Here is a 15,090-nt window from a genome sequence, read left to right on the forward strand (position 1 = left end):
TCACGCTAACGACCAGTGCCGGCAAGCGGCGGACAGATGCTGTCGACCATCGGCACCAGCCCGGGCTCGTTCGCCCCGCTCAGGAACAGCGTTTTCTGATCGGCGACCGCGATGTCGGGTCCGTTGCGCCATCCGCCCAGTTCGCGCCCCGGCCGCCCGCACGGATTGCCCAGCCGGGCAATCAGGCGTCGGAAGAAATTTTCGTCGCCGGGCTTGGCGGCGATATCTACCGCGCGGCGATCGGCTGACGGGCGGCAGGCGGTCCCGAGATCGTGCGCGACACACGCCCCGCCATTGCCCTCTATCCTTGCGATCAGCGCATCCAGATCAATCGGCGTGGCAATCGCCGCCCTCGTCCCGCCGATCCGCGCCCAATCGACCGCGCGCCGAAGGTAGCGCTCTGGCGTCGCGCTTTCACCCTGCCGGTGGCGTTCGAGATGCAGGTTGCAGGCGCGCTCATCGAGCACGCCGCTGCCGCTCGATTGCGATACCGCGCAGGAAATTGCGCGACCGCTGTGGCCGATCGTCAGTTCGATGCGGGTGACACCGCCGACCGCTTCCGCCGGATAGCTCGGCGGGATGTCGGACGCGGTCGCCAGCGTGCCCGAAGACGCACAGCCGGACAGCGCGACCGCTACGCCCGCACATAGCAGCGCCCGCACCGCGCCGAAACAGGATCGGCTGCGATGCGGGCGTGCTTCATTCATCGGGATCGAACGGCTTATTCGACCGCCTTCTTAGCCGCGTCGCCAACCTTCTCCGCTCCATCGCCGACACTTTGCGCAGCTTCGGTGATCGCGCTGGTCTGAGCGTCTTCATTGTCGGCGCGGTTCATCAGGAAGAATGCGACGACGACAACACCGATCAGCAGCGCGAGCCCGATCAGCATCCCGCCGCCCCCGCCGCGCTTTTCGACGACGGTGGTGTGGGTATGCGTGGGTTCGACACCATCGGTAGTGGTGGTCGTGGTACGTTCGTCGGTCATTGGGTCCCTCCTTTTACTCGACTGAGGGGCCAAACGAGTGCCCGGATGATATTGTTCCAAAAGCGAAATGGTTAGCGGCACCGCCAATCAGAACGGCAGCTTGAAGCCCGGCGGCAGGGGAATCCCCGATGACAGCTTCGACATTTCCGCCTGCGACGCCGCATCGGCCTTGGCCCGCGTATCGTTGATCGCGGCGGTGATCAGGTCTTCCAGCATCTGCTTTTCGCTCGGCTGAAGCAGTGAATCGTCGATCTGGATGCCGATGATCCGGCCCTTGGCCGACGCCTTCACCTTGACCAGTCCGCCGCCCGACACGCCCTCTACCTCGATCGCGTCAAGATTGGCTTGCGCCTTTTCGAGTTCGCTCTGGACGTTCTGGGCCATCGCCATGATGTCTTCGAGGCTTTTCATCACATTCTCCGTGCCGGTTTGGCCGGCTGGATCAGCTCGGCCTCTGGAAAGTTTTCGATCGCCGCAGCGACGACGGGGGAACGCAGCGCGGCGTCATAGGTATCCGCCTTGGCCGCTTCCGCCTGTTCGCGAAGCGACGGCTGGGCATTGCCCTCGCCAACGCGGATTTGCCAGGCGGTGCCCGTCAGCTCGCGCAGCACCGTCGCTAGTTCCTTCAGCAAATCGGCATCGACCGGCCCGGTTTCAATATCGGGCGGCACCATCCGGATGACGCGGAGGTTCAGCCGCACCTTGTTCGCCAGCAACTCCTTGTCGTTCTTCGACAGGAAATCGAACAGTTCGGCGACATCACGCGGCAGGGTCTGTTCGGCTTGCGCGGTCGGGGTTGGCGGCGGCGCGGACGGCGCTGGCGCGGCCGAAGCCGGACTGGCCATCGGCGCGCCCTCGGCGATCTGGCGCGCAAGATCGCCCGGATCGGGCAGTTGCGACGCATGGATCACGCGCAACAGCGCCATTTCCGCCGCCTCGATCGGCAGCGCGGCGCGCACCACCTCGTCATGGCCCTTGAGCAGCAATTGCCACAACCGGTGGAGCACCGCGTTGGACAGCTTGCCCGCCCATTCGGTCAGCGCCTTGCGCTCGTCCGCCGACCGCGCGACATCGGGAGCAGCGCCGACGCGCTCCAGCGTGATCGCGTGGACCGTCTCCATCAACCCGGCGAACACCCCCGCCGGATCGATCCCCAGATCATATTGCCCGCGCAGATCGGCCAGCGTCCCCGACGCGTCGCCCGACACCATCTTGCCGAACAACGCCCGCACCGCGCCGCGATCGGACAAGCCCAGCATCCCGCGCACCGCGTCCGCCTGAACCCCGGCCCCGTCGAGATCGGCATGGGCAATCGCCTGGTCAAGAATCGACAGGCCGTCGCGCACGGACCCTTCGGCAGCCGCGGCGATCAGGCGCAGCGCCTCGGCTTCGGCGGGCACGCCTTCGGCCTCCAACACGCGCGCGAAATGCGCCTCCAACGTTTCGACCGACACCCGGCGCAGATCGAAGCGCTGACATCGCGACAGCACCGTGATCGGCACCTTGTTGACCTCGGTCGTCGCCAGGATGAATTTAACGTGCTCGGGCGGCTCCTCGAGCGTTTTCAACAACGCGTTGAACGCGTTCTTGGACAGCATATGGACTTCGTCGATGATGTAGATCTTGTAGCGCGCGCCGAACGCTGCCAGCCGCGCGGCGTCGATCACGCCGCGCATGTCGTCGACCCCGGTGTGCGAGGCGGCGTCCATCTCGATCACGTCGATATTGCGCCCCTCGGCAATCGACACGCAGGGTTCGCACACGCCACAAGGAGAGATGGTCGGCCCACCCTGCCCGTCCGGCCCGATGCAATTGAGCGCCTTGGCGATCAGCCGCGCGGTCGACGTCTTGCCCACCCCGCGCACGCCGGTCATCAGAAACGCATGCGCCAGCCGCTCGCGTTTGATGGCATTACCCAGCGTCGTCACCATCGCGTCCTGGCCGATCAGTTCGGCAAAGGTCTGCGGACGATATTTACGCGCAAGCACGCGGTACGCTTCGGGTTTCACCGGCTGCGCTGGTTCGCCAAGATCGAGAGAATCGGACATCGCCTCCTGACTAGCGCCGCCGCGCGCCGAAGTCGAAGCGTCTCATCGCGTCGATGCCGACGATATGGCCGCCTTCACACCCGGTTTGACAGCGGGCGACCGTCGCCGCCACAATCGCGCGATGTCGATTGCCGCGCTTCTTGCCCTCACGATCCTGTCGCCCGACCCCGCCGACGCCGTCGCCGAATGCAGCCGCGCGCTTGCCGAGCGCCCGGCGCGACCCGAGGACGGGATCACCGTCACGCCGCGGCGCGATCTGGTCTGTTTCGACGGGCGGATCGACCAGCGCTTCGCAACCGCGTTCATCGCCGCCAGCAAGGCCCAGGGCGACGCGCCCGCGACCTTCGTGGTGCGATCGGTCGGTGGCGAAGTCCATTCGGCGATGAGCATGGGCGAGGAAATCCTGCGCCGCCGCGGCAATGTGATCGCGCATCGTTATTGCCTGTCGAGTTGCGCCAATTACCTGCTTCCAGCGGGTCGAACCCGGACCGTCTGGGAAGGCGCGGTGCTGGGGTTTCACGGCGGCGCGGTGGCGCTGAGCGATGCTGAAATACTCGCTGCCATCAAGGCAAGCGGCGAAGCAAGCGACGCGGTTCCCAAGGCACAGATCAAATCGCTGGTGGCGCAGATCCGCAACGACACGAAAGCGACAATCGCGCGGCAGGGCGATTATCTCGAAGGGGTCGGCGTCCGCCGCGATTTTTTCGAATGGATGGCGCGGTTCGACGGGATGCCGCGGACGGCGCTCGATAACCTGTGCGAGGGGTCAGCGGGGCCACCGGCTTTCGTCGTGCTGTCACCCGAATTGCTGGCGCGCTTCGGCTATCGCATCGACGAGGATCGCGGTCCGGCCGACGATGCTCAGACCGACGCCGCGCTCATCATGGCGGGGTTGCCGCCCGGGCTGGCCTGTCACGTCGATGTCGAGGAAGCGCCGACCTGAGGCGACACGGTGGGAGCCGGAACGACCCGCGGCGAAATCGTTGTGGCTGCTTCCTTCCGGATCTGACCAGGTTGGCGACGACCACGTCCGCCCGACTCCCGCGGCGCAGATAGGCGCTGCCCGCGCGGATTGCAATGTCAGGCGAAGCGCCGCGCGATCAACGCGCCGACCTTGGCATGCGCAGCATTCGCGGCCTCTGGATCGAGCCCCGGTGCGTCGAGATAGCAGGCGACCAAAATCGGCGCGCGATCTGGCGGCCACATAATCGCGATGTCGTTGAAATAGCCCTCTCCGCTGGTGCCCGTCTTGTCGCCCGCGCGCCAATCAGCAGGGAACCCGCTACGGAGCCGTTCGCGACCCGTGGGGGATGCCACCATCCAACCGATCAGGCGGTCGCGCGATGCTGGGGTCAATAGTTTTCCGGTCAGGACGGCGCCCATCAATCCGACCATCGCGGCAGGGGTCGTGGTGTCGCGGACGTCGCCACCCCGCACCAGGTTGAGTTCGGGCTCTATCCGGTCGAGCCGCGTGACCGCATCGCCCCGCGCCCGGACGAATCGCGTGAACCCCGCCGGACCGCCGATCAACGCCAGCAGCAAATTGGCGGCGACGTTATCGCTGATTTCGACCGCGCCCTTGCACAACGCCTCGACACTCAGTTCGCCCCGGTCGAGCGCGGCCTCTACGACGGGTGCATAGGGCACCAGGTCGGCGCGTGTGAACCGCACCGACTGGTCGAGGTGCAGCGTTCCGGCGTCGACCTGAGTCAGGATCGCGGCAGCGAGCGGTGCCTTGAATGTCGAGCACATCGCATAGCGCGATCCGGCGTCGATCCCGATTGCAGCACTCGTCGTGGTGTCAAATGCGTGGACGCCCAGCCGCCCGCCGACCTCCGCAGCGATCGCCGCGAGTTCGGCGTCGTCGTCCCCGCCCCCGCGCGGCATGGCACACGCGGCAACCGCGCTTGCGCCGATCACGCTCAGCATCGTGCGGCGGTCCATCGCTACCTCCCCTGCATATCGCGATGTTCGCCCGGCATCCGCACCGTCAGCCCGTCAAGCGACGCGTCGAGCAGTATCTGGCACGCCAGCCGACTGGTCCGTGTCGCGCCTGCGGCCAGGTCGAGCATATCCTCTTCCTCCTCGCTGGCGCGCGGCAGCCGGTCGAAATCCTCTGCCGCGACGATGACGTGGCAGGTCGAACAGGCCATCTGGCCTTCGCAAGTGCCCTCCAGCGGCTGGCCGTCATTCTGCGCGACTTCGAGCAGGCGCGCACCTTCCGCCGCCTGAACGTCGCGTGTTCTCGCCCCATCGGCACTGACGAATCGAACCATAATCATGCGAACTGCGCCTTGGCAGCAGCGTCGATCCGGTCAAGCGCACTCAGCAATTCGTCCTCCATCGTGTCGCGCCCAAAGCCCAGGCGGATGCTGGCGCGTGCTTGCGCATCGGACAGCCCGATCGCGCGCAACACGTGGATGGGGCGTCCCGAACCGCTGGCGCACGCCGACCCGGCGGAAAACGCGATGTCGCGCAAGTCCGACATCAACCGCGCAACGTCCAGGCCGTCGCGACGCAAGTTGAGGTTGCCGCGATACCGATGCGCGGTCGATCCGTTGAGCGTCCAGTCCGGCAGCCGCGCCATCGCCCGCACGAACAAGCGGTCGACATGCGCCGCGTCTTCAGCCTGTCGGTCGCGCATCAATCGCGCCGCCACCCCGAAACCGACGCACAGCGCGGGACTAAGCGTTCCCGAACGCCCCAGCGCCTCCTGCCCGCCGCCGTGCATCAGCGGGTCGAGCGAAACGCCGTCCCGCACCCACAAGGCACCGATGCCCTTGGGGCCATGTACCTTGTGCGCGGAAATCGCGACCAGATCGACGCCCTCCGGCATCGCCACCCGGCCATAGCCCTGAACCGCATCGCACAGCGTCATCGCACCGACGGTTTTCGCCATGGCCGCGAGTTCGGCGATCGGCTGGATCACCCCAATCTCGTTGTTGACCAGCATCGCCGCGACTAGTCCCGTGCCAGGGCCAATCGCATCGCGCGCCGCGTCTAGGTCGACTTGCCCGTCCCGCCCCACCGGCAGCACTGTCACCGCCCTTCCCTTCGCGCGTTCGGCCAGTGCGGTATCAAGCACGGCGGCATGTTCGGTGGCGATCGTGACGATACCCCCGGTCGTGCCCTTGATCGCCCAGTTCAGCGCCTCGGTCGCGCCACTGGTAAAGGCGATCCTGCCGCCCGGCGGGAGCAACGCGGCAACCGAATCCCGCGCGGCCTCAACCGCCGCTTTGGCCCTGCGTCCGGCGGCATGGGCGGAGTGCGGGTTGGCGAAATCATCGCGTAGCCACGGCAACATCGCCTCGAACGCTTTCGGCGCCAGCGGAGTCGTCGCCTGATAATCGAGATAGATCATGCGGCGCGGTGCGTCGCTTCGCACGCCATCGTGGTCCAGGCAGCAGCAAAGGCGTCGATCTCCGCCGCCGTGGTCGTCTGGCCGAAACTGACGCGCACCACCTGCCCCGCCTCGATCGGGTCGAGGCGCAGTGCCTCCATGACGGGGCTCGCCTTCAGCGTTCCCGACGAACACGCACTCCCCGCCGACACCGCGAAACCGGAAAGATCGAATCGCACCAGTTGAGCCGCCGACTGCATGCCGGGCATCCGATAAGTGGCGACCAGTGGACTGCGCAGCGACGGCCCGCAAATCGCGACTCCTCCAACCGCCTCCAGCGCCGCATCGAGCCGGTTGCGGTTGGCAATGTGCGCGCTCACCCAATCCGCGACGCCTTCGGTGCGCGGGCCGATTGCCTCAAGCGCCGCCGCAAAGCCGAGCACACCCGCCAGATTTTCCGTTCCCGCGCGATAGCCGCGCTCCTGCCCTCCGCTGGGAATCAGCATCGCAGGATCGCGCACCAGCAAAGCGCCGACACCCGGCGGACCGCCCAGCTTGTGCGCGGAGACGGCGATCAGATCGGCGTCCGGCGTCGGCAGCCGTCCCGCCGACTGCGCGCAATCTGAAAACAGCAATCCGCCGGCGGCATGGACGGCCTTTGCGATCTCACCGATGGGCTGGACCACACCGGTTTCCGAATTGACGTGCTGGACGGCAACCACCGGACGCTCTCCCGCCCGGCGCAACGCAGGACCGAATGCGTCGCGATCGATCCGGCCATCCGACGATACCGGGAACCGCTCCGCACCGGGAACCGCGCGCAGGACTGAATCATGTTCGACCGCAGACACGATCCGCACACCGCCCTGTGTCCGTCCCAGTGCAATGGCGATCGATTCGCTCGCCCCCGACGTCAGGATGACTTCGCCGTCCCAATCGAGCGCCGCCTTGATCCGCGCCCGCGCATCCTCCAGCGCGGCGCGTGCGGCGCGACCTTCGGCATGGGGCGACGACGGGTTCGCCCAGCGGCGCATTCCGCCCTCCACCGCTGCAATCGCCTCGGGCAGCATCGGCGTCGTCGCGGCATGGTCGAGATAGATGCGGTTGCCCAAGTCGTTAACCCGATCCTGTGATTGCGTGATAGGCGGTGTGGCCTATATAGCCATCACCCGTTTGCGCGCCACCGCGCACGCCATCATCTTTCGCAGTCAGGTGCCATGCCCGAAGTCATTTTCCCCGGTCCCGAAGGCCGTCTCGAAGGCCGTTTCTCCCCCGCACCGCGTCCGCGCGCGCCGGTGGCCATGATCCTCCACCCGCATCCCGCATCGGGCGGGACGATGAACAATCACATCGTCCAGGAACTCTACAAAACCTTCCAGCGCCGCGGGTTTGCGACCCTGCGCTTCAATTTCCGCGGAGTCGGCAAGAGCCAGGGGACGTTTGACAACGGCATCGGCGAATTGTCCGATGCGGCCAGCGCGCTCGATTGGGTGCAGAGCTTCCATCCCGAAGCATCGACCACCTGGATCGCAGGCGTCAGCTTCGGCGCATGGATCGGCATGCAACTCTTGATGCGCCGTCCCGAGATTCGCGGCTTCATCTCGGTCGCGCCGCCTGCCAACATGTACGATTTCACCTTCCTCGCGCCCTGCCCCTCGTCGGGCATCATTATCCAGGGTGAGGCCGACGAAGTCGTGACGCCGGGCGCGGTGCAAAAGCTGGTCGACAAGCTGCGCACGCAAAAGCACATCACCATCCATCACGACACCATTCCGGGCGCCAATCATTTCTTCCAGAACGAAATGAAGCAGTTGATGGGCAGCGTGGACAATTATCTCGACATGCGGCTCGACCCGAACTCACCGATCAAGTGATCCAGACCCCTGCTCCGGCGAAAGCCGGATCAGGGGTAATCGGGCTGCTTCGCGCGTGGCCGCGCTCCGGCTTTCGTCGGCGCACCGACGCGTCAAAGCGTCATGATGAATATGTTGGCCAGAATCACGACGGCCAGCACCAGCATCAACGCAGCCTTCCCGCGATTTTCGCCGCGCAGCAACATGCGGAATCCAAAAATCAGCAGCGCGAACACGGCGATCATGCCCAGGGCGGGTGCGGCGACAGCGATCAATTGAGCGAAATCTGACATGGAAGCGGTCTAACGCACGTCGTTGCGCCGTGCATCCGATTCGTAGGGACCTGATTCGTCCGCGGATTGGGCGGCTCGTCGGTACGGCGATCGGGCGTTGTCGCACCGCTCGCTCTTTCATTCGATCGATCACCCGCTATAGCCGCCGCCATGCAGACCATTGCCGACCTTGCCGACGAATACGCCTTTCTCGAACCCGACGACCGCTATCGCCTGTTGATCGATCTGGGCCGCGCGCTTGAGGACATGCCCGATCCGCTAAAGACCGACGCGACCTTGGTGCGCGGATGTTCGGCGGCGGTGTGGGTCTATCCGACCGGCACCGACGACGAACGCCTGCATTTCCTTGCCGACAGCAACGCCGCGATCACCAAAGGCATCATCGCGCTCGTCCTGCTGACGGTTCAGGACAAACCTCCGGCGGACATTCTGGCGACCGATATCGAAGCCGAACTGGCACCCTTCGACCTAAAAAACCAACTCAGCTCCAACCGCACGCAAGGCATCCCGAACATGATCGCGCTGATCCGTGCGACGGCGGAGCGCTACGCCGCCGCCTGACGATTATTTGGCGAACGCGGCGATGCCATAGGCGCAGGGTGCGGCATCACAATCGGCCATGCGCGCCACCACCTGATAGCGCCCGGCGCTCTCCGTCTCGAAATTGACGATCGGGGAATCGTCCGCCGCCTCGTCTTCGGCGACCGACCGACCGGTGGGGTCGAGTATTTCGAGGTCCAGGTCCTCGCAATCGTCGTCGCAAACGCCCAGCATGGCGTACTGCGTGCCTGCGGTCAGTTGGATGCTATGCCGTGCCTCTGCATCGTCGGCGATCGAACCCCGCTCCCGCCAGCCGGTCGGCTTGAAACCCTGCGCTCCGAACAGGTCATTCGCAGTCTCAAGCAGAGTAGACACCGTATCAGACTGGCCGATGGCGGGCGCGGCAAGTGTGCCGACCGCCAGAACGAATGACGCCGCGATCAATTTCATTTTCATCGAAACCCCCAAAGTTTCGCGACCCACCACCAATCAGCACCCCCGTTGGTTCGGAGTCAATCGGGTATCGGCGGTTGCTCGCCACCCGCGGGCGTGACGCCCAGCCCCAGTTCCCGCGCCACCGTGCCGATATCGGCACCTTGCGCCACCAGCACCCATTCGCGGGGACGTGCGCCATCGACAACCGTCACCGCACGCTTGGGGCATACGCCCAGGCATTTGACCTCGACGATCCCGACCGACGACTTGCGGCCCTTCGTTGCACCCATTTCCTTGCGCAGCGCCTTGGCGAGCGGCAACTTCCCCTTCGGCCCGAACCCGCCGTCCAATTTCTTGGAGCATTTCGCGCAGACCAACAGCGTCCGCGCCCAATTGGATCGGACCCGCGTCTTCAATCCGGCGGACGCCATTCGCGGCGTTCTTCCGCGGCCTTCAGCACGTCATAGGCCGCCTGAATCGCATGGAAGCGCTTGGCGGCCTCTGCATCGCCGGGGCGCACATCGGGGTGATTCGCCTTGGCCTGACGCCGATACGCGGTCTTGATACTCTCGAAATCGGCATCGACTTCGAGTTCGAGTACGTCGAGCGCGCGCATTTCATCGCGCGACAATGTGCCGTCGCCCGGCCCTGCCCAGCTATTGGTTTTCGATTCGGAAAATCCCCCGGCATCGCGCCGCTCGTCCGCCTCGCGCTGCGCGGCTTCCTCTGCGGTCAGGCCTTCGAAATAATTCCAGCCGCGATTATATTCGGCGGCGTGGGCTTCGCAGAAATACCAGCGGTCGGGGCTGTTGGGCGATTTCGGCGCGGGGCGATCGCCCACTTCCCTGCAACCATGCCGGTCGCACAGCCGAACCGTCGTCGCCGCGCGTTCGGACTCATACCCCCGCCAGCGGGGAAAGCCCCAGTCGTTCGATCGTGTGAAACGCGCCATGGTCAGCCAGATAGGTGGGGAAGGCCGTGGACGCTACCCTCCAAAAAAAACCGTCACCCCAGCGCAGGCTGGGGTATCAGGCCGCAGGGGCAACCGATGAGGCCTGATATACCAGCCTTCGCTGGCATGACGCCGTAAGAATTAGGCCGCATCGGCCCCGAACAAAGTGAAACTTGCGGGCAGCCGCTTCACGGCCTTCCCCTCGGTCACCTTTTCGACCGCATTGATGACCGCGATCAGGTCGCGTTGCTGATACGGTTTGGACAAACAGCCAAGCGCAAGCCCCTCGATATTTCCCGGACACGCGCCGGTCACGAAAACGACATGGATGCCCTTCCCGCTCGCAGCCCGCGCGACATCGATGCCATTGCCATCGGCCAGCCCGACATCGACCAGCAACAGGTGGATCGGCTCCTCGACTTCCTCGATGCAGCGCAGTGCATCGGCGACGCTGTCGACCGTCGCGACGATGTCGAATCCTTCGCCTTGCAGGAAATGCTCGTTGTCGAACGCCACCAAGGGTTCGTCCTCGACGATCAGGATACGCTCGATCCGCCGCTTCTTCTTGCCGAACAACATGCCCGTTTCCCGCTCACTTTCATGGACGACCAAAGCGCCCTATAGCCCTGCGTCTCTGAACCGCCGACAACCTGCTTTGTTGCACGGTCGGCGCGCACCCATTCGCATTCGGAAAACATTTAGCATCGTGTCCCTCCCCCCGTCCAAGCCCCCAGAGGGGCAACGCATCGCCAAATTGCTCGCCCGTGCCGGAATCGCGTCACGGCGAGAGATTGAACGCATGATCGCCGATGGCCGCATCGCGCTCGACGGCGTGGTGCTCGACACGCCCGCGACCATCCTGACCTCGCTCACCGGCGTCACCGTCGATGGCCAGCCCGTCGCCGCGCCTGCCCCCGCTCGCCTGTTCGCCTTCCATAAACCCCCCGGCTGCCTGACCACCGAATATGATCCCGAAGGTCGCAAGACGATCTACGATCATCTGCCCAGCGAATTGCCGCGCGTGATCCCGGTCGGTCGCCTGGACATGAATACCGAAGGGCTGTTGCTGCTGACCACCGACGGCGAGCTGAAGCGCCAGCTCGAACTCCCCGCGACCGGTGTCGAGCGCAGCTACCGCGCTCGCGCGTACGGCAACGTCACCCAGGAGCAGCTCGAAGAACTCATGCTCGGCATCGAGATCGAGGGGATGCGCTACGGCCCGATCAACGCCAATCTCGAACGCCGCACGGGTGCCAATGCGTGGATTGAAATGACGCTGACGGAAGGGAAAAACCGCGAAGTCCGCCGCGTCCTCGAACATCTCGAACTCGAAGTCAGCCGCTTGATCCGCACGCGCTACGGCCCGTTCATGCTCGACGACCTGCCCGTCGGCCAGGTGACCGAGATTCGCCAACACGATCTGGTCGCGTTCCGCAAATCGCTCGAACTGCCGGCCGACAAGCGCAATGCGTTGCGTTCCGACCCCGGCGTGCCGATCGCCAAACCGCGCCCCGCGCCCGCGGTCGAACCCGAAGGCAACCTCCGCAAGAATCCACGCGGCCCGCGCCCGGCACCGGTCCGCACCGACACTGCACCGCCCCGACCCCCGCGCGCGGGGGCCAACCCCGCTGACCCGAAAAAGCCGATCGGCTTTGGCGCCCGCCAGCGCAACCGCTTCAAACCCCGCGACGAAGCGCCCGCCCCAGCCAGCACCGAACCCTTTCAGCGCACCGCCCGCCCCGGCCCGGTTGCGCGTGCAGGCGCGCGCATCCGTCCCAAAGGCGAAGAACTCGAAACCCGCCGCTCCGCACCAGTGCGCGACGATCGCACGCCCGGCGCCCGCGCCGAGCGAACCGACCGCCGCCCGCCCCCGCGCACCATCGGTCGCCAACAAAGCGGCGAACATCCAGACTACGATCCGCGCGCCGCCCGCGGCGACAACCGATCGCCCTGGGAAGGCCCGACCGGCGACAAGCGTCCCGCACGCCCGACCGATCGCGCACGACCGGCCAAGCCTTATGGCGCAAAGCCCTATGCGCGCACTCATAACGACGATCGTCCACGTCGCCCTGATTCCACCCGCACCGACCGGCCGGACGCGCCTCGCGGCGAACGCCCCCAACGCGGCGCAGGCTGGGCCAAGCCTAAGGCCCCCGGCTCCAAACCGGGCGGCTTCAAACCCGGTGGCCCGCGCAAGGGAGGCCCCCGCAAATGAGAATAATCGCCGGCCAATGGCGCGGTCGCCCACTGGTCACGCCAAAGGGCGACGCCACCCGCCCCACCGCCGACCGCACCCGCGAAGGCCTGTTCTCGATGCTGGTCAGCCGCGTCGGCAGCTTCGAAGGACTGAACGTCGGCGATTTCTTCGCAGGCTCGGGCGCGCTGGGGCTAGAGGCGCTGTCGCGCGGCGCGGCGTCCTGCCTGTTCGTCGAACAGGTCCGCGCAGCAGTGGATGCCATAAAGGGCAATGCCGACAAATTTGGCATCCGCCCCGACATCCGCCCCACCTCGGTCATGGCCCTCGGCCCCGCCCGCGCGCCACTCGACCTAATCCTGATGGACCCGCCCTACGACACCGGCGCAGGCATCGTCGCCCTCGACAAACTAGCCCGCCTCGGCTGGACCGGCCCCGCCACCATCGTCTCGATCGAAACCGGCGCGAAGGAAGTGGTCGGGGCGAAGGGCTTCGAGATTGACGCGGAGCGGGTTTACGGCAAGGCGAAGATTACGCTGCTACGAACGATCGCAAGCGAGGTTGATGAGGGGTAGCCTCTATCCCCACACGTCATGCCAGCGAAAGCTGGCATATCCGGCGACAGGAGACCGCTACCAAACGACGGAACATGACATGAAGCTTTGCGAACCCCAGCTTTGCCTATCTCGTAAGCGGTGCAATCTTGACAATATGCATTGCTTACAGCGGCGTTGCCCATTGGGGCATTATCCCAAATTACCACATCAGCTATCTGGCAAGCCTACTCGTCGCGCTGCCAACTGCTTATTTCGCCTATGCGCGGCAACGTCGGTTGGGGACCAACTTGATCGATAGCCATATCATTATTGCGTGTTCGATGCTCTGGGTTCTCGGCTTTGCCGAATTACCCAGCATCTGGAATGCGATAGCGATCGCGGCAATCGCAATTTCACTCGCCTCATCGATCATAGCATTGATCGCGCAGCGGTTTCCGCGATCAGTCCGCTAATAACTCCCCGCTTCACTCGCGCCGCGGTACCAACCACAACCCGCCCAAACTCAACACGCCCGCAACCGCCAGATACACGCCGACATACCCGATCCCCCCGAAATCGGTCAGCGCCTGCGCAAAAATCGGGGTCAGCGCGCCGCCGATCACTCCACCGACATTGAACGCCATCGACGCCCCCGTGTACCGCACCCGCGCCGGAAACAGCCCCGGCAGCCATGCGCCCAGCGGACCATAAACGAACCCCATCGCCAGCAGCGCAATCGACAGCCACAGCCCGATGGTCAGCAAATCGCCGCCGCCCATCATCGGCAGCATCAGCGCACCCGACAGGATCACCATCGCGCACCCCCAGGCCAGCACCGTCCCCGGCGTCGTCCGATCCGCCCACCAGCCCGACGCGATGATCCCTACCGCCATGAACAGGATCGCGATAAGCTGAACCGACAGGAACGCCGACCGCGAAAAGCCCAACGTCGTCGTCCCGTATCCCAGCACGAACGCGGTCGCGATGTAATAGAGCGCAAAGCACGCCACCACCCCGAACGTCCCCGCCAGCGTCACGCGCAGGTGCGAACGGAACAGCTCCGCGATCGGCACCGCGGCGGGCGGGTCGCGCTCCATCGCTTCGCGGAATGCGGGCGTCTCGTGCAGCTTCAACCGCACCCACAGTCCCAACCCGACCAGGATCGCGGACAACAGGAACGGCACCCGCCAGCCCCACGACACGAACTGCGCATCGCTCAGCACCAGCGCCAGAATCAGGAACAATCCGTTCGCCGCGATAAACCCGATCGGCGCGCCTAGCTGCGGCACCATGCCGAACCGCCCGGCCCAGCCCTTGGGCGCATTTTCCATCGCCAAGAGCGCCGCGCCGCCCCACTCGCCGCCCAGCCCCAGCCCTTGGCTGAAACGCAGGATGCACAGCAGCAACGGCGCGATCCACCCGACCATTTGATAGGTCGGCAGAAACGCAATCAGAAACGTCGCCCCACCCATCAGCATCAATGAAGCGACCAACGTCGACTTGCGTCCCACCCGGTCGCCGAAATGCCCGAACACCAGAGCGCCCAGCGGCCGCGCCACAAATGCCAGCCCCAGCGACGCATAGGCCGCCATCAACTGCGCCGACGCGCTCTCGGCTGGAAAGAACAACGGCCCGAACACCAGCGCCGCAGCCGTCGCATAGATATAGAAATCATAGAATTCGACCGACGTTCCGACCAGACTCGCCCCCAGCACCCGCCGGTTCGCCACCATCGGATGCCGTGTGTCCGCTGCCACCGCGCTTGCCATATCGCCTCCGCTCTCTCCAACCCAGACGCACCCCTCGCGTGTCCCCTCCCGCGTTGCAAGCGGACAGTTGTGGCGAGCCGCGCCTCCCGAAACACCGCGGTTTCCATCGTTCGAACCGGACTGCACGCTCGAACGCCCCCCGCTT

20 protein-coding genes and 1 other RNA gene are annotated in these 15,090 nt (G+C 65.4%); 6 read left to right on the top strand and 15 right to left on the bottom strand.

Going from position 1 to position 15,090, the window contains the following annotated elements; all coding sequences use genetic code 11:
* Nucleotides 1-5: 5 nt before the first annotated feature.
* The 4 genes from ENHY17A_RS13165 to ENHY17A_RS13180 all read right to left on the bottom strand — a co-directional run bounded on the left by ENHY17A_RS13165 (nucleotide 6) and on the right by ENHY17A_RS13180 (nucleotide 3,033).
* Nucleotides 6-707 carry a hypothetical protein gene (locus ENHY17A_RS13165; RefSeq protein WP_159713357.1) on the bottom strand — a complete coding sequence of 234 codons (702 nt, stop codon included), beginning with the start codon at nucleotides 705-707 and terminating at the stop codon, nucleotides 6-8.
* A gap of 14 nt (nucleotides 708-721) precedes the next feature.
* Entirely contained in the window at nucleotides 722-985 is a 264-nt protein-coding gene (locus tag ENHY17A_RS13170; RefSeq protein WP_159713359.1) for a hypothetical protein, read from the bottom strand.
* A gap of 87 nt (nucleotides 986-1,072) precedes the next feature.
* Nucleotides 1,073-1,396 (bottom strand): YbaB/EbfC family nucleoid-associated protein, encoded by a 324-nt coding sequence (locus tag ENHY17A_RS13175; protein ID WP_159713360.1) that lies wholly within the window; start codon nucleotides 1,394-1,396, stop codon nucleotides 1,073-1,075.
* The gene (locus ENHY17A_RS13180; protein WP_159713361.1) at nucleotides 1,396-3,033 is read right to left on the bottom strand and encodes a DNA polymerase III subunit gamma/tau; all 1,638 of its coding nucleotides are present in this window, start codon (nucleotides 3,031-3,033) and stop codon (nucleotides 1,396-1,398) included. Before ENHY17A_RS13180 ends, ENHY17A_RS13175 begins: the two co-directional genes overlap by 1 nt.
* A gap of 121 nt (nucleotides 3,034-3,154) precedes the next feature.
* Between ENHY17A_RS13180 and ENHY17A_RS13185 the strand changes: the two genes are divergently transcribed.
* Nucleotides 3,155-3,976 (top strand): hypothetical protein, encoded by an 822-nt coding sequence (locus ENHY17A_RS13185; RefSeq protein ID WP_236547974.1) that lies wholly within the window; start codon nucleotides 3,155-3,157, stop codon nucleotides 3,974-3,976.
* Between the two features lie 5 nt (nucleotides 3,977-3,981).
* On the opposite strand, the gene ffs is transcribed toward ENHY17A_RS13185, so the two are convergent.
* The 5 genes from ffs to ENHY17A_RS13210 all read right to left on the bottom strand — a co-directional run bounded on the left by ffs (nucleotide 3,982) and on the right by ENHY17A_RS13210 (nucleotide 7,485).
* An RNA gene (ffs, locus tag ENHY17A_RS13190) (signal recognition particle sRNA small type) lies at nucleotides 3,982-4,079 on the bottom strand.
* A gap of 34 nt (nucleotides 4,080-4,113) precedes the next feature.
* Entirely contained in the window at nucleotides 4,114-4,977 is an 864-nt protein-coding gene (bla, locus tag ENHY17A_RS13195; RefSeq protein ID WP_159713363.1) for a class A beta-lactamase, read from the bottom strand.
* Nucleotides 4,978-4,979: 2 nt separating this feature from the next.
* On the bottom strand, nucleotides 4,980-5,315 hold the full coding sequence (locus ENHY17A_RS13200; RefSeq protein ID WP_159713364.1) for a 2Fe-2S iron-sulfur cluster-binding protein: 336 nt from the start codon (nucleotides 5,313-5,315) through the stop codon (nucleotides 4,980-4,982).
* Nucleotides 5,312-6,394: a cysteine desulfurase family protein gene (locus ENHY17A_RS13205; protein ID WP_159714644.1), complete on the bottom strand. Its 1,083-nt coding sequence runs from the start codon at nucleotides 6,392-6,394 to the stop codon at nucleotides 5,312-5,314. The genes ENHY17A_RS13200 and ENHY17A_RS13205 overlap by 4 nt, the downstream gene beginning before the upstream one ends.
* Nucleotides 6,391-7,485 carry a cysteine desulfurase family protein gene (locus ENHY17A_RS13210; RefSeq protein WP_268894000.1) on the bottom strand — a complete coding sequence of 365 codons (1,095 nt, stop codon included), beginning with the start codon at nucleotides 7,483-7,485 and terminating at the stop codon, nucleotides 6,391-6,393. Before ENHY17A_RS13210 ends, ENHY17A_RS13205 begins: the two co-directional genes overlap by 4 nt.
* A gap of 105 nt (nucleotides 7,486-7,590) precedes the next feature.
* Here ENHY17A_RS13210 and ENHY17A_RS13215 point away from each other — a divergent pair, with 105 nt between their 5' ends.
* The gene (locus ENHY17A_RS13215) at nucleotides 7,591-8,247 is read left to right on the top strand and encodes an alpha/beta hydrolase (protein WP_159713365.1); all 657 of its coding nucleotides are present in this window, start codon (nucleotides 7,591-7,593) and stop codon (nucleotides 8,245-8,247) included.
* A 92-nt stretch (nucleotides 8,248-8,339) separates the two neighbouring features.
* Here ENHY17A_RS13215 and ENHY17A_RS14855 read toward each other — a convergent pair whose 3' ends face one another.
* The gene (locus ENHY17A_RS14855; RefSeq protein WP_268894001.1) at nucleotides 8,340-8,471 is read right to left on the bottom strand and encodes a hypothetical protein; all 132 of its coding nucleotides are present in this window, start codon (nucleotides 8,469-8,471) and stop codon (nucleotides 8,340-8,342) included.
* A gap of 198 nt (nucleotides 8,472-8,669) precedes the next feature.
* On the opposite strand from ENHY17A_RS14855, the gene ENHY17A_RS13225 reads away from it, so the two are divergent.
* Nucleotides 8,670-9,080 (top strand): SufE family protein, encoded by a 411-nt coding sequence (locus ENHY17A_RS13225; RefSeq protein WP_159713367.1) that lies wholly within the window; start codon nucleotides 8,670-8,672, stop codon nucleotides 9,078-9,080.
* Between the two features lie 3 nt (nucleotides 9,081-9,083).
* On the opposite strand, the gene ENHY17A_RS13230 is transcribed toward ENHY17A_RS13225, so the two are convergent.
* The 4 genes from ENHY17A_RS13230 to ENHY17A_RS13245 form a co-directional block, all read right to left on the bottom strand.
* On the bottom strand, nucleotides 9,084-9,515 hold the full coding sequence (locus ENHY17A_RS13230; protein WP_159713369.1) for a hypothetical protein: 432 nt from the start codon (nucleotides 9,513-9,515) through the stop codon (nucleotides 9,084-9,086).
* A 56-nt stretch (nucleotides 9,516-9,571) separates the two neighbouring features.
* Nucleotides 9,572-9,925 carry a hypothetical protein gene (locus ENHY17A_RS13235; RefSeq protein WP_201296404.1) on the bottom strand — a complete coding sequence of 118 codons (354 nt, stop codon included), beginning with the start codon at nucleotides 9,923-9,925 and terminating at the stop codon, nucleotides 9,572-9,574.
* A complete protein-coding gene (locus ENHY17A_RS13240) occupies nucleotides 9,907-10,446 on the bottom strand; it encodes a J domain-containing protein (protein ID WP_159713373.1) in 540 nt (179 codons plus the stop codon). Before ENHY17A_RS13240 ends, ENHY17A_RS13235 begins: the two co-directional genes overlap by 19 nt.
* A gap of 141 nt (nucleotides 10,447-10,587) precedes the next feature.
* Entirely contained in the window at nucleotides 10,588-11,025 is a 438-nt protein-coding gene (locus ENHY17A_RS13245; RefSeq protein ID WP_159713375.1) for a response regulator, read from the bottom strand.
* 127 nt (nucleotides 11,026-11,152) lie between these two features.
* On the opposite strand from ENHY17A_RS13245, the gene ENHY17A_RS13250 reads away from it, so the two are divergent.
* The 3 genes from ENHY17A_RS13250 (at nucleotide 11,153) to ENHY17A_RS13260 (ending at nucleotide 13,649) form a co-directional block, all read left to right on the top strand.
* Nucleotides 11,153-12,661 (top strand): pseudouridine synthase, encoded by a 1,509-nt coding sequence (locus ENHY17A_RS13250; RefSeq protein ID WP_236547975.1) that lies wholly within the window; start codon nucleotides 11,153-11,155, stop codon nucleotides 12,659-12,661.
* Complete coding sequence (gene rsmD, locus ENHY17A_RS13255; protein ID WP_159713397.1) at nucleotides 12,658-13,215, top strand: 16S rRNA (guanine(966)-N(2))-methyltransferase RsmD; 558 nt, start codon at nucleotides 12,658-12,660, stop codon at nucleotides 13,213-13,215. Before ENHY17A_RS13250 ends, rsmD begins: the two co-directional genes overlap by 4 nt.
* Before the next feature lie 128 nt (nucleotides 13,216-13,343).
* Nucleotides 13,344-13,649 carry a hypothetical protein gene (locus ENHY17A_RS13260; protein WP_159713399.1) on the top strand — a complete coding sequence of 102 codons (306 nt, stop codon included), beginning with the start codon at nucleotides 13,344-13,346 and terminating at the stop codon, nucleotides 13,647-13,649.
* A gap of 12 nt (nucleotides 13,650-13,661) precedes the next feature.
* Here ENHY17A_RS13260 and ENHY17A_RS13265 read toward each other — a convergent pair whose 3' ends face one another.
* The gene (locus ENHY17A_RS13265) at nucleotides 13,662-14,945 is read right to left on the bottom strand and encodes an MFS transporter (RefSeq protein WP_159713401.1); all 1,284 of its coding nucleotides are present in this window, start codon (nucleotides 14,943-14,945) and stop codon (nucleotides 13,662-13,664) included.
* Nucleotides 14,946-15,090: the final 145 nt, after the last annotated feature.

Source organism: Sphingomonas sp. AX6 (genome assembly GCF_902506605.1).
Classification (GTDB): Bacteria; Pseudomonadota; Alphaproteobacteria; order Sphingomonadales; family Sphingomonadaceae; genus Sphingomonas.